General features: G+C 54.9%; 18 protein-coding genes. 9 read left to right on the top strand and 9 right to left on the bottom strand.

All coding sequences use genetic code 11. The annotated features are described in order from the left end of the window. Positions 1-8 precede the first annotated feature (8 nt). From pqiA to rmf, 4 genes are all read left to right on the top strand, one after another. Entirely contained in the window at positions 9-1,277 is a 1,269-nt protein-coding gene (pqiA, locus tag QFI97_RS19075; protein ID WP_095095767.1) for a membrane integrity-associated transporter subunit PqiA, read from the top strand. Continuing rightward, entirely contained in the window at positions 1,267-2,904 is a 1,638-nt protein-coding gene (gene pqiB / locus QFI97_RS19070) for an intermembrane transport protein PqiB (RefSeq protein WP_095095770.1), read from the top strand. The genes pqiA and pqiB overlap by 11 nt, the downstream gene beginning before the upstream one ends. Further along, entirely contained in the window at positions 2,904-3,467 is a 564-nt protein-coding gene (gene pqiC / locus QFI97_RS19065) for a membrane integrity-associated transporter subunit PqiC (RefSeq protein WP_095095776.1), read from the top strand. The genes pqiB and pqiC overlap by 1 nt, the downstream gene beginning before the upstream one ends. A gap of 255 nt (positions 3,468-3,722) precedes the next feature. Further along, positions 3,723-3,890, top strand: coding sequence for a ribosome modulation factor (gene rmf, locus QFI97_RS19060; RefSeq protein ID WP_004871568.1), 168 nt, complete (start codon positions 3,723-3,725; stop codon positions 3,888-3,890). Between the two features lie 63 nt (positions 3,891-3,953). On the opposite strand, the gene fabA is transcribed toward rmf, so the two are convergent. Both fabA and QFI97_RS19050 read right to left on the bottom strand, forming a co-directional pair. Further along, positions 3,954-4,472, bottom strand: coding sequence for a bifunctional 3-hydroxydecanoyl-ACP dehydratase/trans-2-decenoyl-ACP isomerase (gene fabA, locus QFI97_RS19055; protein WP_095095783.1), 519 nt, complete (start codon positions 4,470-4,472; stop codon positions 3,954-3,956). 69 nt (positions 4,473-4,541) lie between these two features. Then, complete coding sequence (locus tag QFI97_RS19050; RefSeq protein ID WP_346431799.1) at positions 4,542-6,299, bottom strand: AAA family ATPase; 1,758 nt, start codon at positions 6,297-6,299, stop codon at positions 4,542-4,544. Positions 6,300-6,484: 185 nt separating this feature from the next. On the opposite strand from QFI97_RS19050, the gene matP reads away from it, so the two are divergent. Further along, positions 6,485-6,937, top strand: coding sequence for a macrodomain Ter protein MatP (gene matP / locus QFI97_RS19045; protein ID WP_095095789.1), 453 nt, complete (start codon positions 6,485-6,487; stop codon positions 6,935-6,937). A 104-nt stretch (positions 6,938-7,041) separates the two neighbouring features. On the opposite strand, the gene ompA is transcribed toward matP, so the two are convergent. After that, positions 7,042-8,112: a porin OmpA gene (ompA, locus tag QFI97_RS19040; protein ID WP_045855437.1), complete on the bottom strand. Its 1,071-nt coding sequence runs from the start codon at positions 8,110-8,112 to the stop codon at positions 7,042-7,044. A gap of 352 nt (positions 8,113-8,464) precedes the next feature. Then, positions 8,465-8,974, bottom strand: coding sequence for an SOS-induced cell division inhibitor SulA (gene sulA / locus QFI97_RS19035; RefSeq protein WP_095095791.1), 510 nt, complete (start codon positions 8,972-8,974; stop codon positions 8,465-8,467). Positions 8,975-9,439: 465 nt separating this feature from the next. On the opposite strand from sulA, the gene QFI97_RS19030 reads away from it, so the two are divergent. Continuing rightward, positions 9,440-10,039 (top strand): TfoX/Sxy family DNA transformation protein, encoded by a 600-nt coding sequence (locus QFI97_RS19030; protein WP_095095794.1) that lies wholly within the window; start codon positions 9,440-9,442, stop codon positions 10,037-10,039. A 13-nt stretch (positions 10,040-10,052) separates the two neighbouring features. Here QFI97_RS19030 and yccS read toward each other — a convergent pair whose 3' ends face one another. Together yccS and QFI97_RS19020 are read right to left on the bottom strand one after the other, a co-directional pair. Continuing rightward, positions 10,053-12,188, bottom strand: coding sequence for a YccS family putative transporter (yccS, locus tag QFI97_RS19025; RefSeq protein WP_095095797.1), 2,136 nt, complete (start codon positions 12,186-12,188; stop codon positions 10,053-10,055). 17 nt (positions 12,189-12,205) lie between these two features. Further along, on the bottom strand, positions 12,206-12,652 hold the full coding sequence (locus tag QFI97_RS19020; protein WP_041144834.1) for a YccF domain-containing protein: 447 nt from the start codon (positions 12,650-12,652) through the stop codon (positions 12,206-12,208). A gap of 122 nt (positions 12,653-12,774) precedes the next feature. Here QFI97_RS19020 and helD point away from each other — a divergent pair, with 122 nt between their 5' ends. After that, positions 12,775-14,829: a DNA helicase IV gene (gene helD, locus QFI97_RS19015; RefSeq protein WP_346431798.1), complete on the top strand. Its 2,055-nt coding sequence runs from the start codon at positions 12,775-12,777 to the stop codon at positions 14,827-14,829. A 28-nt stretch (positions 14,830-14,857) separates the two neighbouring features. On the opposite strand, the gene mgsA is transcribed toward helD, so the two are convergent. Further along, positions 14,858-15,316 (bottom strand): methylglyoxal synthase, encoded by a 459-nt coding sequence (mgsA, locus tag QFI97_RS19010; RefSeq protein WP_041147568.1) that lies wholly within the window; start codon positions 15,314-15,316, stop codon positions 14,858-14,860. Between the two features lie 154 nt (positions 15,317-15,470). Here mgsA and QFI97_RS19005 point away from each other — a divergent pair, with 154 nt between their 5' ends. Next, positions 15,471-15,884: a CoA-binding protein gene (locus tag QFI97_RS19005; RefSeq protein WP_095095802.1), complete on the top strand. Its 414-nt coding sequence runs from the start codon at positions 15,471-15,473 to the stop codon at positions 15,882-15,884. A 31-nt stretch (positions 15,885-15,915) separates the two neighbouring features. On the opposite strand, the gene hspQ is transcribed toward QFI97_RS19005, so the two are convergent. After that, positions 15,916-16,233 (bottom strand): heat shock protein HspQ, encoded by a 318-nt coding sequence (gene hspQ / locus QFI97_RS19000; RefSeq protein WP_095095805.1) that lies wholly within the window; start codon positions 16,231-16,233, stop codon positions 15,916-15,918. A gap of 59 nt (positions 16,234-16,292) precedes the next feature. Further along, the gene (gene rlmI, locus QFI97_RS18995) at positions 16,293-17,468 is read right to left on the bottom strand and encodes a 23S rRNA (cytosine(1962)-C(5))-methyltransferase RlmI (RefSeq protein ID WP_185022505.1); all 1,176 of its coding nucleotides are present in this window, start codon (positions 17,466-17,468) and stop codon (positions 16,293-16,295) included. A 218-nt stretch (positions 17,469-17,686) separates the two neighbouring features. Between rlmI and QFI97_RS18990 the strand changes: the two genes are divergently transcribed. After that, positions 17,687-18,241, top strand: coding sequence for a YbhB/YbcL family Raf kinase inhibitor-like protein (locus QFI97_RS18990; RefSeq protein ID WP_095095810.1), 555 nt, complete (start codon positions 17,687-17,689; stop codon positions 18,239-18,241). Positions 18,242-18,253 lie beyond the last annotated feature (12 nt).

Raw genomic sequence — 18,253 nt, 5'->3', positions numbered from 1 at the left:
GAGTTTTCATGTGCGATCATCATCATGCTGCGCGGCATATCCTGTGTCCACAATGTGATCTGCTGGTGGCGTTGCCCCGGCTGGAGCATCGCCAGAAAGCCGTATGTCCGCGTTGCGGCACAACGTTAACGACTTCATGGGACGCGCCTCGGCAGCGTCCCACTGCCTATGCGCTGGTCGCGTTGTTTATGCTGCTGCTGGCAAACCTGTTTCCCTTCGTCTACATGAACGTTGGGGGACTCAACAGTGAAATTGAGCTGCTGGAGATCCCCAACGTTCTGTTTAGCGAGAATTACGCCAGCCTCGGCACCTTCTTTCTCCTTTTTGTGCAGCTGGTGCCGGCCTTTTGCCTGATAACCATTTTGCTGTTGGTCAATCGCGTTCGTATGCCCGCAGCGCTAAAAGCGTTTCTGGCGCGAATTCTGTTCCACCTCAAAACCTGGGGAATGGCGGAAATCTTTCTCGCCGGGGTGCTGGTGAGCTTCGTGAAGCTAATGGCCTACGGTGATATTGGCGTTGGCCTGAGCTTTTTTCCCTGGTGTATGTTTTGCCTGCTGCAGCTGCGCGCGCTACAGTGCGTGGACCGGCGCTGGCTTTGGGACGACATCGCGCCAATGCCTGCGGTTAAACAGCCGCTGAAGGTTGGCGTGACGGGGATTCGCCAGGGCCTGCGCTCCTGTTCCTGCTGTACGGCCGTTTTACCCGCCGATGCAGCGGTATGCCCGCGCTGTCAGACGAAAGGGACGGTGCGGCGTAAGCATAGCCTGCAGTGGACGCTGGCCCTGCTAATCACCTCGTGCCTGCTCTATCTCCCCGCCAATATCATGCCCATTATGATAACCGACCTGCTGGGCGATAAAATGCCGTCTACGATCATGGCCGGGGTGATCCTGCTGTGGAGCGAAGGATCGTATCCGGTTGCGCTGGTGATATTCATCGCCAGTATTATGGTGCCGACGTTGAAAATGCTCGCGATTGGCTGGCTGTGCTGGAACGCCAACGGCAATGGTTCGCGTGATTCAGAGCGTATGCATCTGATTTATGAAGTAGTGGAGTTTGTTGGCCGCTGGTCAATGATTGATGTTTTTGTCATCGCTGTACTCTCGGCGCTGGTGCGCATGGGAGGGTTGATGAATATCTATCCTGCGATAGGGGCGGTGATGTTCGCGCTGGTTGTTGTGATGACAATGTTTTCAGCGATGACGTTCGACCCTCGTTTGTTGTGGGACCGTGAACCAGATTTAAGCCATGAGGAAATACAGCAGCATGGAAAATAATAGCGGAGAAGCAAAAGTGCAAAAGGTGAAGAACTGGTCACCAGTATGGATCTTCCCCATCGTCACTGTGCTAATCGGCGCGTGGATTCTTTTTTATCACTATAGCCATCAGGGGCCGGAGGTGACGCTGATCACCACCAACGCCGAGGGCATTGAGGGTGGTAAAACCCGGATTAAAAGCCGCAGCGTTGACGTCGGTGTGGTAGAAACCGCCACCCTGACGGACGATCTGACGCACGTAGAGATTAAGGCTCGCCTGAACTCCGGTATGCAGAAGCTTTTGCATCAGGACTCGGTGTTTTGGGTGGTAAAGCCGCAGGTGGGGCGTGAAGGGATCAGCGGCCTTGGGACGCTGTTATCCGGAGCCTATATTGAGCTTCAGCCTGGAACGAAAGGGGCGGATGCTGCGCAGTACCCGCTGCTGGACTCTCCGCCGCTGGCCTCGCCGGATGCGAAGGGTATCCGCATTCTGCTGGAAAGCAATAAAGCCGGCCAGCTCTCTCCCGGCGATCCGGTGCTCTTTCGCGGCTATCGGGTGGGGTCGGTCGAGACCAGCACCTTCGATCCGCAAAAGCGTAATATTACCTATCAGCTGTTCATCAACGCGCCAAACGATCGCCTGGTGACTACCAACGTTCGTTTCTGGAAAGATAGCGGTATTGCCGTGGATCTGACCTCGGCCGGGATGCGGGTGGAAATGGGCTCGCTGTCGACGCTGTTTGGCGGCGGGGTGAGTTTTGATATTCCGGAAGGGCTGGATCTTGGCGAACCGGTCGCGAACAAGACCGGCTACCATCTTTTTGATGACCAGAAAAGTATTCAGGATTCGGTCTTTACCCAGCACATCGACTACGTGATGTTCTTCAAAGATTCGATCCGCGGGCTTCAGCCCGGCGCGCCGGTGGAGTTCCGCGGGATACGCCTGGGCACGGTCGGCAAGGTACCGTTCTTTATTCCAGGACTGCATCAGCGGCTGAATGACGATTATCGCATTCCGGTAGAGGTGCGCATTGAGCCGGAACGGCTGATCAACCAGCTTGGTGACGATCCGAATATTCGCACCCATATGGACGATCTGATCAATCGCGGCCTGCGCGGTTCGCTTAAAACCGGCAACCTGATTACCGGCGCGCTGTATATCGATCTCGACTTCTATCCCAAAGCGCCTCCGCGCGGCAGCATGCATGAGTTTGGCTCTTATCCGATCATTCCAACGGTTAGCGGCGGCCTCGCGCAAATTCAGCAGCGCCTGATGGATGCGCTGGATAAGATTAACAATCTGCCGATTAACCCGCTGCTGGAGCAGGCGACCAGTACGCTGGCGCAGAGCGAAAAAACGATGCAGCACGTTCAGGCAACGCTGGATAGCTTGAATAAGATCACCTCAAGCCAGTCGATGCAGCAGCTGCCTGGTGATATGCAGAATACGCTGCGCGAACTGAACCGCAGTATGCAGGGCTTCCAGCCGGGGTCCGCGGCGTACAATAAGATGGTTGCGGATATGCAGCGACTGGATCAGGTTCTTCGTGAACTGCAGCCGGTACTGAAAACGCTCAATGATAAGAGCAACGCGCTGGTATTTGAGGCCAAGGGTAAAAAAGATCCGCAGCCGAAGGGAGCGAAATAATGAAAAAGTGGTTAGTAGCGGCAGCGGTATGCGCGCTGGCGGCCTGCAGCAGCAGCGGGGAGGATAAAACCTACTATCAGCTGCCTGTCGCCCAAAGCGGTGCGCAAAGCGCCACCCACGAGGGGAAGAACCTGCTGTGGGTTGAACAGGTCACTATCCCGGACTATCTGGCGGGCAACGGGGTGGTCTACCAGACCACCGACGTACAGTACGTCATTGCGAGTAATAATCTGTGGGCCAGCCCGCTCGATCAGCAGCTGCGCACCGCGCTGGTTGCGAATTTAAGCAATCAGCTGCCCGGCTGGGTGGTGGCATCGCAGCCGCTGGGCAACGAGCAGGATACGCTTAACGTTTCCGTTAACGGCTTTCATGGCCGGTACGACGGGCGGGTTATCGTCAGCGGTGAATGGCTGCTGAAGCATCAGGGCCAGCTGATTAAGCGTCCGTTTAATATTGAGCTGAAGCAGCAGCAGGACGGTTACGATGCGATGGTGAAAACGATGGCTCAGGCCTGGGCTCAGGAAGCGACCGCTATTGCCAGCGAGCTGAATCGCCTGCCATAAGCAAAATGAATGAAGCTAAACCGCCGCCGTGGTCTGAAAAACCGCGGCGGTTTTTTATTTGCCTCGTCAGATTGTTACTTGTGCTGGTTCACAGTTTTTGTACAAATGAACTTTCATGTAGCTCACAATTATGACAATGGCGTGAATTTTGCGCATTGACGTTACCTCTGATTCGCGGTATTCGTTAACCGTGGTTGCATATTTAGTGACCACTGTTTTCTTTTCCACCAGATCAAAGAATGAGGGAAACGAGGCATGAAGAGACAAAAACGAGATCGCCTGGAACGGGCACATCAACGTGGATATCAGGCCGGGATAACCGGAAGATCGAAAGAAATGTGTCCCTACCAGACCCTGAATCAAAGGTCCTACTGGCTAGGAGGCTGGCGAGAAGCCATGGAGGACAGGGTACAAACTGCCTGACTGTCTCTTTAAAAAAGAAGCCTCCGCAAGCGGGGGCTTCGCCTTTTTAAGCGTTGCTGCTAATCAGAACGCAGAAGTGTCCTGGAACAGGCCCACTTTCAGATCGGCCGCGGTGTAGATCAGACGATCGTCAACCAGCACTTCACCATCCGCCAGGCCCATAATCAGACGACGGTTAACAACGCGTTTAAAGTGAATACGATAGGTCACTTTCTTCGCAGTCGGCAGCACCTGGCCGGTGAATTTAACTTCACCCACTCCCAGCGCGCGGCCTTTGCCTTCGCCACCGAGCCAGCCCAGATAGAAGCCAACGAGCTGCCACATTGCGTCCAGGCCCAGGCAGCCCGGCATGACCGGATCGCCGATAAAGTGGCAACCGAAGAACCACAGGTCCGGGTTGATATCGAGTTCTGCTTCGACATAACCTTTATCGTAGTTACCACCGGTTTCGGTCATTTTGATGACGCGGTCCATCATCAGCATACTTGGCGCGGGCAGCTGCGGGCCTTTTGCGCCAAACAGTTCACCACGGCCAGAGGCAAGAAGGTCTTCTTTCGTATAGGATTCGCGTTTATCTACCATGTTTTCAGTAAGCCTTATTTTGAGTTCGGGACGCAGGATAGCTAACACGTGTAAGCTGAACAAGTCCGATCAGTTAGAACCTGAACCACCTAACCAGCGTAGTGGCCACGGAAAACGATGACGACTCTCTTGCTGCGTCGCCTGCGCAATCCGCTCCTGAATGGTTTGCCGTAAAGTTTGCCCTTCGCCATCCCACAACAGCTGGGTCAGCATGGGCAGCGCTTCCGTAACGTCTTCCACCGCCCAGATGGAAAACTTCTCTTCAGCGACAGCCTGCTGTAGTTCTGGCGCCAGGCTCAGATGGCGAACATTCGCCGCAGGAATGATGACTCCCTGTTTGCCGGTCAGCTCGCGCTGCTGGCAAATGGTGAAGAAGCCTTCAATTTTTTCGTTAAGCCCGCCCACCGGCTGTACGCGACCGAACTGATCGACTGAACCGGTGACGGCGATACTCTGATTAATGGGCACGCCGGCCAGCGCGCTGATTAAGGCGCACAGTTCGGCCATAGAGGCGCTATCCCCGTCCACTTCGCTGTAGGATTGCTCAAAGGTCAGCGATGCGGAGAAGGGGAGCTGCTGCTCGAGTTCGAGTTCGGACATCAGGAACGCCTGCATAATCATCATGCCTTTGGCATGGATATTGCCGCCCAGCTCGGCCTTGCGTTCAACGTCGATGAACTCACCGTCGCCGATATGTACGACGCAGCTGATGCGCGATGGCTCGCCAAAGGCCCGCGGATGACCGGGGAATTCGATGACCGACAGCGCGTTGATTTGCCCGATGCATTCACCTTCGGTCTCAATCAAAATTTGTTCTTGCAGGATTTCATCCTGGATCCGCTCGGCAAGATAGCCTTCGCGCCATTCGCGACGTGCCAGCATGGTCTGCATCTCTTCCGCGGAGATAAGCTCACCTTCGCAGAAGGCGGCGGCTTCGCGCAGCTGGCGGGCAATCCACAGCGGACACAGCGGCAGCGTTTCCTGATCGCCGGTGTAGCGTGCGCCTTCCTGAATCAGCTGCGGCCAGGCATCGGCGGCCAGCCCGGGCAGCTCAAGCTGCTGCGCGTTTTGCCACACCCACTGACACCACTGTTTCAGGGTGTCGCCATCCGCGATTTGCAGATTATCTTCATACTCGCTGTAAATCGCCTGGGCCGAGAGCTCGGGTTCCATATCCTGAAAATCAGCCAATGAATCGCGTTCACCGACCAGAATTATCTTCAGATTGAGCGGCATCGATGGAATGCTGACCGGCAGCGGGCGAGACTCATCGATGGACAGCCAGTCAAAGCGCTGGCGGGTAACGATGTTCTTCAGGCGCATCCACAGCAGCGGTTGGGCTAATAGCGCGCGCAGGGCGATAATAAGCACGCCGCCGTTGCTACGATGTACCAGGCCCGGCTGCAGGGATATTTCGCCGTTAAACTGGCGCACGCAGCCAAAAAGCTGCTCTGCTTCAATCCAGTCGGCTGATTCAACCGGCGCGGTGCTGGCAAAATTATCATCGGCGCTTTTTGCCGGCGAAAGGGTGACGTTTCCACCGTTAATCTGGTAACGCACGCCGTAAAGAGGCGCGGCCGGCTGGTATAAGCTGCGGGTTTCTGCGGCAAACCACTGCAGGTATTCCGGTTCTTCCGGAGCCTTAACCAGCATGAACGGAGAAATGGTCGGAGTCACCAGAAGCTGCTCCAACGCATAGAATAAACGGGGCTGCAGTTCGCCTGACAGGGAAGCCTCTGGCTGGGCTAAATCAGCTTGTGTAAACAGCGCCTGATAACTTTCCGTATCAGGAGCAAGGTCGTTTCGGGTAAGTTTCGTAATGGTCAAAGTCGCTGTTTTTTAGTGAGATGTAAAACGCGCGATTATACCTTATGCCGCGTCTGAGCACACGGAGGATCGTGTTTACGTTAACGATAACGACGTAACGCATATCACGAATGATGATTTATTCTCAGCACATCGAGAAAAAACTGATATCCTGAAGTGAGTTACACGGTCACATTGAGATCGCAATGAAATATCAACAACTGGAAAATCTTGAAAGCGGCTGGAAATGGAAATATCTGGTTAAAAAGCACCGGGAAGGTGAGCTGATTACCCGCTATATTGAAGCCAGCGCAGCGCAAGCCGCGGTCGATGTCTTACTGACGCTCGAAAATGAACCTGTTCTGGTGAACGCCTGGATTGAGCAGCATATTAATCCGGAGCTAATGAACCGGATGAAGCAGACTATCCGCGCGCGGCGAAAGCGTCATTTTAACGCTGAGCATCAGCATACGCGCAAAAAGTCTATCGATCTGGAGTTTGTGGTCTGGCAGCGTCTCGCTGGCCTGGCGCAGCGACGGGGAAAAACGCTGTCGGAAACTATCGTACAGCTGATTGAGGACGCGGAGCATAAAGAGAAGTATGCCAGCAAGATGTCCAGCCTGAAGCGCGATCTGCAGGTATTGCTTGGTAAGGAGTAGCCCGGAAGGCTGATAGTGGTGCGCGCGGGCGCTTTTCGCGCTGACGCTAAATTTGAGACAAAAAAAAACCCCGCATCAGCGGGGTTTTTTATCGGTAGTAAAACTTAAGCCTGCGGCTGAGCTACTACTTCTTTGTAACCTTTAACTTCGATCTCTACGCGACGATCCGGAGCCAGGCAATCGATCAGTGCAGCGCGAGCTTTCACGTTGTCACAGGTGTTGCCAGTAACTGGGTTGGATTCGCCCATACCGCGAGCGGAGATTTTACCAGCCGGGATACCTTTAGAAACCAGGTAATCAACAACAGACTGAGCACGTTTCTCAGACAGCTGCTGGTTGTAAGCGTCAGAACCGATGCGGTCAGTGTAGCCCAGAACAACTGCGGAACCGTCTTTCGGATCCATGTTGCTCAGCTGGGTGTACAGCTGATCCAGAGCCTGCTGGCCTTCCGGTTTCAGGGTAGATTTGTTGAAGTTGAACAGTACGTCAGACTTCAGAGTGAAGTGCTTGGTAGTCACTTCCGGAGCCGGAGCCGGAGCAGGAGCTACAACCGGAGCTGCTTCTTCCTGACCGAAACGGTAGGAAACACCTACGCTCAGCATGCCGTTATCAGGACGTGTGCCAACGGTACCTGCATCACCGATGTTGTTAACCCACTGGTATTCCAGACGAGTAGCGATGTCGCGAGTCATTGCCCACTCGATACCACCAGCAAATACCGGGGATACGCCAGTGTCGTGTTCGCTGCGGGAAGTACCGGTGGAACCGTAGTTACCCTTCGAATCTGCACGCCAGACCATACCACCCAGACGGGTGTAGATGTCCAGATCGTCAGTGATCGGGTAACCCAGTTTAGCAGTCAGCTGAACGCCCTGAGCTTTGAAAGCGCCGTTATCAACGCTGCCTTTATAGGCCATACGTCCCAGCCAGTCGTAACCCATTTCGAAACCGAGGTACGGGTTAACCTGATAGCCACCGAACGCACCAGCACCCAGCTGATCGTTACGGGTCGGGCCATTGTTGTTCTGGAAACCGTTACCGTAGAAACCGGTATCGTGATACTGGGACCAGCCCAGTTTACCACCTGCATACCAGGTGTTATCTTTCGGTGCGGCCTGCGCTACGGTAGCGAAGCCAGCCAGTGCCACTGCAATCGCGATAGCTGTCTTTTTCATTTTCTGCGCCTCATTATCATCCAAAATTCGCCATGAAGTTACAAAAGACCTCACGGTTAGATCCTTCACCCGGGGCGTGACTTGTTGTTAACTATGCTGATACATGCAGCGTAAGCCGATCACCCCTGGCGATGTAAAGTCTACAACTTAGTTCGAAACTTACAAGTGTGAACTCCGTCAGGCATATGAAAAAAAAGGGTTGTATACACAATATTTAACAAATATGGTTAGTTTTCGTTCGCCGATAAAACCTGCGAGACCGCATCAGACAGGCATCCGCACAAAAACAACCCTTATTAAAGCACGTCCTTGTACTGCGCAAAAAAAATTCCAGGATTAATCCTAATTTGGCTTAATGATACAAATTAGAGTGAATTTTTAGCCCGCTCAGTTGTCTCCCATGCTGGCTTGTATTTCCCACTGGCCTCATGATAAACCCCATCGCATGACCTTCTTCCGCGGCATTAACCAGCCGTTCATGTTCTTCGGCCGTCAGTTCATCCGCCAGCCAGCCGATTACTACGCTATAGTTACCCGTGCGCAGGGCGCGTATCATTGATTCTACCGTATTGAACGGGGAGAGCTGGTTTATCTGCATGACTTTCGATAGCGGCAGGCCGGAGGATTGCACCCACTCGCGGCTCAGCTTCTGTTTTGGCGTTAGCCAGAGCTGCCAGCGGGATTGCTGACCTAGCTGCTGTAATAAAGGAAGCAGCAGTAGCTGTGTCATCATCGGCTGATCTTCACGGTAGACAATCTCACTAATCAGCCCGCTGGCTGGTTGTTCGACGGCGTCATGGGAGTGGCGACGTACTGAAGCAGAAGTCAGTGATGAACGATTTGCGTAAGCTGAAGTAAGCATTGTCTATTTCCGCCTGTAGTTACTGTATGCATATACAGTATATCCAGGCGGCGAAAAGATCAACCTCATTTATCGTGTTGTCGCTCGAAATTTGTTCGACATTGTCGGCCGCGTTGGCGAAGACCTGCTCTCGCCGCGGTAACCCCGCGGCATAAATTTTTGGCGACAGAAACCTCAAACCGCGCAAGCGTACCTGCGTATCTTTACGCCCCCCCGGCGCAGCGCTGCTCTTCCCAGGCACAAACTATTTGTGCAACTATTAATTAATGCTCCGGTTATATTTTATTTTTAATACATCCGCTTTCGCCGAAGAGTAATTTCTTGAAAGCACCTCGCAAAATGGTGAGTTGCCTGAGTGGAACGTTAAAATCATCTTGCCGCAATAAAGGAACTCACTTATTTTCTGAACTAACGGATCCGTTAACTAAATTACTCCGTATTCGCATGATTAACCAAGGAATAATCATGAAAAAAATCTCATCCCTGCGGTTTCATAAATTTCAGAAGTGCTTATCGCCATTAGGAAAAATAATCTGCCGTCCTTTGTTTGGTGGCTATAGCCTGGCAATAGACGACACCGTATTTGCGATGGTTGCAGAGGGGGAAATCTATCTTAAGATTTGTGAGCAGGGCGCTGCGTATTGTGTCGCCCACGCAAATCCACTTTTAAAAATGCGTAAAAACGGGCGCCCAATTTTTCTAAAATACTATCAGATAAATGAAACGCTTTGGTGTGACAGTAAAATGCTTTTCAAACTATCGTCGCTTTCATTACAGACCGCTCAAAGAGAAAAGAACCAGCAGCGTTATTCTGGCAGGTTGAAAGATCTGCCAAATATTAGTTTCCACATGGAGCTACTATTAATTAACTCCGGCGTAATAGATCAGCAGGCGCTGCGCCTTATTGGCGCGCAGCGTGCGTGGCTTAAGCTGCGAGAGTCGAATAAAGCGCTGACGCTGAATATTCTCTATTCGCTGGAAGGGGCCATTACCGGGGTTCATGCCGCCGCGCTCCCGACGGCACGGCGCCAGGAGCTGCAGGAATGGGCTCTCAACCAGCGGTAAGATAGGCCGCGATTTACTCGGGTCGAACGGCCACCTGCTGTTGGAGGCGGCAGATTTCCGGTAATAGCGCTAACAGCAGACCGATTTGCTGGAGCACCAGCGGCTCTTTGCTATCGGCACGAGGTTCGAGGTGTTGGATCCGGGTCTGCAGGCGGGTGAGCGCCTGCTGTACCCGCTGTTCGTCGGCCGGGGAATGATGTAGCGCATCATCCACATAGCAGACGGCGTCATCCAGCAGCGCCAGAGTCTCGGGCGTGGTCAGCTTTTCACGGTGCGCGCCCAGCGCTGAAATATAGCTGGTGAAGGTATGATTCAGGCAAAGCAAGCGGAAGGCCGTTTCGCGGATGTCGGCATTTGCCCGCGGCTCTGTTGATAAATTTGATACCACTGAGGCCAGCTCGCCGTCCCGACTATGGGCATCCCGGCGCGCAACCCGATATGCCAGACGGTTATCGCGCCCCTGATGATACTGTTCAAGAATCGCGTCCAGGTATCGGCAGTTGGCGTTTATGGCCTGATCCAGAACCCGCGGCAGGTTACGGAATTTCCAGTCCGGCCAAATAAAGCTGACCGCAGCCCAGGCAATCGCACAGCCGATGAGGGTATCGAAGATGCGCGGCAGGGCGACCTCGAAGCCTTCTCCCAGCAGGTTAAAGCACAGCAGAACCAGCAGGGTAATGAACATTGTGGCGTGGGCATATTGTACATTGCGAAAGGCAAAGAACAGGACGCCGGTAAGGACGATCAGCAGCAGCTGGCCTTCCACCGAGGGTACCAGCAGCAGTATCGGTAGACCGATAGCGACCCCCACCAGGGTGCCAATAATCCTCAGGGCCAGGCGGTGACGGGTCGCGTTATAGTTTGGCTGACAAACAAACAGGCTGGTCAGCAGTATCCAGTAGCCGTGATTTAGCCCGGTTAGCTGGATAAACGCGTAGCCTGCGCATAGTACCAACGACATCCTCACCGCGTGGCGAAAGAGGGCCGATTCCGGTGACAGGTTGCGGCGTAACCGCAGCCAGATATCGCTAAAGCCGCTAAGCTGGTCCTCCGCGAGCAAATTCTCCGTAGTACCGTGCGCTGGCGCGGCAACCTGAGCGGACTCAATAGTTGCCAGCTGGGCGTCAATCGCTCTCAGGTTATTCAGCAGGAAGCCCAACGCTTTGACCTGCTCAAGGGGTTCTCCGCTGGCACGCACGCGGTCGAGGGCGGCATCAAGATGCATAAATGCGCGCTCGAAATGCGCATCGTGCTGGTACGGTTCGCGCAGCAAAATAGCGCGGGACAATTTCTGACAGGCCTGGGCCTGCATCGACAGCATACGCTGAAAGCGAAACATAATGTCACTGTAGCGAAAACGGTCGCGTAGCGTTTGATACTGGATATGCGATGAGCTGGCGCGCTCGTGGATATCCTGGGCAACGAAGTAATACTGCAGCGTCCGTCGGGTGCCTCGCTGCCCGCGGTCGCCGCGCAGACGGGTGAGCAGCGACGTTTTAGTCTGGTTGAGCGTCGTGACCAGCAGGCCATTCGCGATGGCCAAATCGTAGAGTGGAGCCTGGCTTTCATCTTCAATATCCGGGTCAAACATACGGGATTTGAGATCCAGATAGCGCGCCAGCAGCTCATAGCTGCGCGCAAGATTGTCCTGAAGCGGGCGAATCGGGAAGATGATATGTCCGGCAAGCGTCAGCAGGTTGTACCAGACGGCACCGGTCAGCAGAAATAGCGGCTGTAGATACCAGCGATCGTAGAGCGTGACCCCCAGCATGGTGTAGATAGCGATCAGCAGAGCGCCGAAGGCGATCGTGGCGTAACGCTGTCCCAGGCCCCCGAGTAAAATAAATCCGGTGGTAGAGAGGGTTAAACCGATCGCAAATAGCCACGGCCAGGGAAAAAGGAGCTCCACCGAAGCCGATGCGATAAAAAAGCACACCAGGGTGATGGCCAGGTTGCGTAACCGCCCGGTCAGGCGGTCGTCGAGATCGGTTAACGCGGCGGCAACTACCCCCAACGTTAATGGAATAGTTAGTTTTACTTCGCCAAGCCACCATGGAACGGCGGTTGTGCCGCAAAGTGCGACAAAAATCCTGGCGTTATAGAGCCAGGCGCTGTTCCATGTATAACGGCGTAGCAGGGGGCTAAGCATGTCAGTATTCCGTCCGATTACTGGAAGCGACGGCGCGCATTGGCTTCGCGAGCGGCACGCGCGGTTTCGACGGAAACAACCCGACGTCCCACAGGCCACAGCGCAATGGCGGCGATTTTAAAGTTGGCGATACCAACCGGGATACCAATAATGGTCAGACACTGGGCGATGCCGCTAAAGATATGCATCAGGCACAGCCACCAGCCGAAGAAAATAAACCATAAAATATTCAGCACGGTACCGCCTGCATTCAGCAGGCTGTTTTTGCCCTGAGGCTCGAGTTCATCGACGTGAATGGCTTCATTCCCATAGGGGAGGAGGGAGAGTCGGGTAATTTCCCAGCATGAGCGGGTCAGCGGCAGCGTGAAGATCAGAATAATGCTGACCAGCGTCGCCAGCAGCCAGCCCAGCGTGGTGGCGAAACCACCGAGGATAAAGTTCAAAATATTCAGAATGGTACGCATAACCCCTCCGTTCACTCCTGTGGATAATAAGACCCGGCCATTGTAACGTTTTTTACGCTGGAGCACCCGGTCGCTGGCGGTTAAACTTAAAAACATCCAACCTGATTGAAATTCGGCATGATATGGAACTTAAAGCGACAACATTGGGCAAACGCATGGCACAGCATCCCTATGATAGGGTGCAGCTGCTTAACGCCGGAGTAAAGGTTTCCGGTGATAGCCACGAGTATCTTATACCTTTCAATCAGTTATTGTCAGTTCATTGTCGGCGCGGTCTGGTCTGGGGCGAACTGGAGTTCGTGCTTCCGGATGGCAAAGTCGTGCGTTTGCATGGTACCGAATGGAATGAAACCCAGCGTTTCTTTCATCATCTGAATACGTTATGGCAGCAGTGGAGCGCGGAAATGAGCATCATTGCCGCCGACGTACTGAGCCAGCAGCTGGCTGAGATCGCCCGCTCCAGCGCAGAAGGCAAATGGTTGACCCGTCAGCAGGTTAGCGACGTGCAGGGTAAAATTCGCCGGGCGCTCACCGGGCTGCCGATACCGACCAGCCGACTTGACGCTTTCGACAACTGCCGCGAACCGTGGCGTCAATGTCAGAGCTGGCTGGGTGACACCGAGGTGGCCAGACTGGCCCACAATCAGGCTTTCACTGAGTCGATGCTGGAACAGTACGGCGCATTTTTTGCGGGCGTGGAGTCTTCACCGCTTAACCCGGCGCAGGCGCGTGCGGTGGTTAACGGCGAGCGTTCTCTGCTGGTTCTTGCCGGCGCCGGCAGCGGCAAGACGTCGGTGCTGGTTGCCCGCGCCGGATGGCTGCTCACAAGAGGTGAAGCGGCGGCTGAGCAGATTCTGCTGCTGGCGTTTGGTCGCCAGGCGGCGCTGGAAATGGATGAACGCATTCGCAAGCGGCTGAGCACCGATGATATTTCGGCGCGGACATTTCATTCACTGGCTCTGCATATTATTCAGCAGGGCAGTAAGAAAGTCCCGTCTGTTAGCCAGCTCGAGAGCGACAGCCCGGCGCGTCAGGCGCTGCTGCTGAAAAACTGGCAGCAGCAGTGCCAGGAGAAAAAAGCTCACGCCAAAGGCTGGCGACAGTGGCTGGAAGACGAGATGGGCTGGCAGGTGCCGGAAAACGATTTCTGGCAGGATAAAAAAATAGAGCGACGAATGGCGAGCCGCCTCGATCGCTGGGTCAGCCTGATGCGTATGCACGGCGGCTCACAGGCGGAGATGATTGCCGGCGCGCCGGAGGAGATACGCGAGCTTTTTGCTAAGCGCGTAAAATTAATGGCTCCGCTGCTGAAGGCGTGGAAAACGGCGCTGAAAGAGGAAAATGCGGTCGATTTCTCCGGCCTGATCCATCAGGCCATCAATATTCTTGATAAAGGACGCTTTGTCAGCCCGTGGAAGCATATTCTGGTCGATGAATTTCAGGATATTTCACCGCAGCGGGCCTCGCTGCTGGCCGCGCTGCGCCGGCAAAATACCCAGACCACGCTCTTTGCGGTCGGCGACGACTGGCAGGCAATCTATCGCTTTAGCGGCGCCCAGCTTTCGCTGACTACCGCGTTCAACCACTATTTTGGCGAAGGGGACTGCTGCGCGCTGGATACCACATATCGCTTTAATGGCCGCATTGGTGAAGTGGCGAACGGCTTTATTCAACAAAACCCGCACCAGCTGAGCAAGCCGCTCAACAGCCTGAGCGCCGGAGATAAAAAAGCCGTTACGCTGCTGGCGGACGATAAGCTTGATGATTTGCTCGATAAGCTGAGCGGCTATGTGAAAGCTGATCAGCGGATCCTGCTGTTGGCGCGCTATCATCATCTGAAACCCGCCGCGCTGGAGAAGGCCGCAACGCGATGGCCGAATCTGCAGCTCGATTTTATGACGATCCATGCCAGCAAAGGTCAGCAGGCGGATTTCGTGATTGTCCTTGGGCTTCAGGATGGCGATGATGCGTTCCCGGCTCCGGCGCGGGAGTCGATCATGGAAGAGGCGCTGCTGCCGCAGCCGGAGGATTTTCCCGATGCGGAAGAGCGGCGTCTGCTGTACGTCGCCATCACGCGTGCACGTCTTCGCGTCTGGCTGCTGTTCAACAAAGAGCGGCCGTCTGCGTTTGTGGAGATGCTGGAAGAGCTGGATGTACCGGTAGCAAGAAAACCGTAACGGCTGGCGGCCTGGCCGCCAGCGGGGTTTACTTAAGACGTTCCGCCAGGTAACGCTGATAATCCGGGATCAGAATATCGAGAGGCTCGCCAAAGTGCGGCGACAGGATAATAAAGTCGGCGGTTGAAGCATTGGTCGCAACGGGAATGTTCCATACCGTCGCCAGGCGCAGCAGCGCCTTAACGTCCGGGTCGTGAGGCACGGCGTTTAGCGGATCCCAGAAGAAAATCAGTACATCAATTTTCCCTTCTGCAATCAGCGCGCCGACCTGCTGGTCGCCGCCCATCGGGCCGCTGAGCATCGCGTTAACTTCAAGCCCGGTTGCCCGGGAGATGAGATTTCCGGTGGTGCCTGTTGCGTAGAGTTCGTGTTGAGCCAGCAGCGCCTGGTGGCGAGCAACCCACTTCATCAGCATATCTTTACAGTGATCGTGAGCAACCAGAGCGATATGTTTGCGCGCGGGTAGCGTACGTGTCGTCAGTTCCATAATTTCATTCCACATTTTAGCCTGCAGACAGATTACTGGAAGTGACTGTTGCTGCAAGCATCAGGGTGAAAAATTTTGACGTACCCGTTAGTCAGGGTAGATGGCCGGTTAGCCTGGATTAGCTTACACTTGGGCTAAATAGCGGGAGGATAAAATGAAAGAGAACGATATCGCAGGCATTCTGACCTCAACACGGACTATTGCGCTGGTGGGAGCCAGCGACAAACCGGACCGCCCAAGCTATCGGGTGATGAAGTATCTGCTGGAGCAGGGGTATCACGTGATCCCGGTTTCGCCGAAGGTAGCGGGTAAAACGCTACTGGGGCAACAGGGCTACGCAACGCTGGCAGATGTTGCGGAAAAAGTGGATATGGTCGACGTATTTCGCAACTCCGATGCGGCGCTGGGCGTTGCTCAGGAGGCCATCGCCATCGGTGCGAAAACGCTGTGGCTGCAGCTAGGCGTGATTAACGAGCAGGCGGCTGTTCTGGCACGAGAGGCAGGGCTAAACGTGGTGATGGATCGCTGTCCGGCGATTGAAATCCCGAGATTAGGTCTGGCGAAGTAAATAAAAACCCCGCCGTTGCGGGGTTTTTTTGCTAGTTGCGCAGTCGAGGCGCCTGAAGCTGCTGGCGAATGGTCCTCGCCAGCTCGTCCATTGACGGCTGCTCCGGATGCTCATCGCTGGGCTCGCTGCTGAGCTGCGCTTCGGCAAGATAGGTGTGAACGGGCTGGCCATCCTCATCTTCCATCACCACATGATACCAGGGCGATGCCCGCAGCTCGTCATTGGCCGCAATTTCGTCCTCCGCCGGTTCTGCAAGCGAATATTCTGGATCGATATCAACAACCACGCCGAGGAAGCCTAACAGCGTATGGCGAACCTGCTGGCCGATACCGAATTTGCTGGCAATCATAGGCACCTCCTGGGAAACGTTATTACCTGCTATATGCGGGCAACGTTCCGCTTTTCAAGTTACATGATGCGGCAGGCAAACCCTTTCAGATACAGACCTTCCGGGTAGGTTGCGATCACGGGATGGTCGGCAGCCTGGCGGAACTGTTCTATAAATTGTACATCACGTCCGGCGTCAATTGCGGCATCGGCGATGATTTTCTGAAATAAATCGGTAGCCATCAGACCCGAGCAGGAGAAGGTCAGCAGGATCCCGCCGGGATTAAGCAGCTGGATAGCCAGCATGTTGATATCCTTATAGCCGCGGCAGGCGCCCATCAGCTGGCTTTTGTTCTCAACAAACTTCGGCGGATCCATCACGATCACATCAAATTTTTCATTCTGGTCACGATACTTACGCAGCAGCTTAAAGACGTCATCGCGGACAAATTCAGCTTTGGAGAGATCGAGCTGGTTCAGTTCGATATTCTGCTTCGCCACGTCCAGCGCTTCCTGGGAGGTATCGACGCTGATCACCTGACTACAGCCGCCCATCAGCGCGGAAACGGCGAAACCGCCGGTATAGGAGAAGCAGTTGAGGACGCGTTTGTCGGCGACGTAGCGGCGGGTCGCCAGGCGGCTATCGCGCTGATCGAGATAGTAGCCGGTTTTATGGCCGCCCTGAATATCCACCAGCAGCTGCATTCCGTGCTCGGTGATGGGCAGCAGCGCAGGCGGCATTTCGCCGGTAACCAGGCCCTGCGCCAGATCCAAACCCTCTTTTTTACGTACCGCGACATCGCTGCGATCGTAGATGGAGCAGGTCGGGAACAGGGTCTGTAGCGCGCTAACGATGGAGGCGCGCTGATATTCTGCGCCAGCGCTGAGCAGCTGCAGAACGAAAAAATTGCCGAAGCGGTCAATCGTTACGCCTGGAAGCCCGTCGGATTCGCCGGCAATCAGACGATAGCTGTCGAGGCCATCGCGCTCCGCCAGCCATTCGCGCCAGGTTTGCGCCTGCTGCAGACGGCGTTCGAAAAAGGCAATATCGATCTCCTCGTTTCGGTCAAAACTCCAGACGCGCGCGCGGATCTGCGATGACGGAGAGAACGCGCCGCGAGCAAGCCATTTCCCCTGCGAATCAACGATATCGATAGTTTCGCCGGAACGGGCTTTACCTTCCATACGGGCGACGGCGCCGGAGAAAATCCAGGGGTGGCGACGCAGCAGGGATTTCTCGCGTCCTTTGGTCAACACTAAGCGGGGGAAAATGGAATCTGTCATGGGGCTACCTTTAGCAACGGGAATGTCGGCACCGAAAAATGGCGCGTAGGTTAGCACATGTGGCCGCCGCAAGCACCATGCCCGCTGCGCCAGCAGGTGAGCGTTTCGGCACAAAACACAGGCACTTTGGCACAATAAAAATCACCCGCGGATCTTACAGTGTTTTCCTCAACCCAATGGAGGAAAATGCAATGAAAACAGGATTTGGCTTAGCTGCGGCCTTGATGTTAGCGATGAGCGGCAGCGCGGCGGCGGCGCAGTTTCAGGTGACCAGCGGCGATATGCGGGATGAAGGAAGCCTCGCTCAGGCACATTGGTTCAGCGGTTTTGGCTGCACCGGCGGCAACGTCTCGCCGCAGCTGGCCTGGAAAAATGCGCCGCCGGGGACCCGTAGTTTTGCCGTCACTGCCTATGACCCGGATGCGCCAACCGGCAGCGGCTGGTGGCACTGGACGGTGGTGAATATCAGCAGCAGCGTGGCAAGTTTAGCCGCTGGCGCCGGAGATAAAAACAACGCTAAACTGCCGGACGGAGCGGTTCAGGGACGCAATGATTTTGGCTATGCCGGATTTGGCGGCGCCTGTCCGCCCGCCGGCGATAAGCCTCACCGCTACCGCTTTACCGTGTGGGCGCTTGATACGCCGACATTACCCGTTGATGCACAGGCCAGCGGCGCGTTGGTCGGATTTATGTTGCATAGCCACGCTATCGCCAGCGCGCAGCTGACGGCAAGGGCAGGGCGCTAAACCTGTAAGGAG

The sequence above is a fragment of the Klebsiella scottii genome (assembly GCF_036561945.1).
Taxonomy (GTDB): domain Bacteria; phylum Pseudomonadota; class Gammaproteobacteria; order Enterobacterales; family Enterobacteriaceae; genus Klebsiella; species Klebsiella scottii.
Note: the sequence above shows the minus strand (reverse complement) of the source record. Positions and strands in the feature narration are given on the sequence as shown.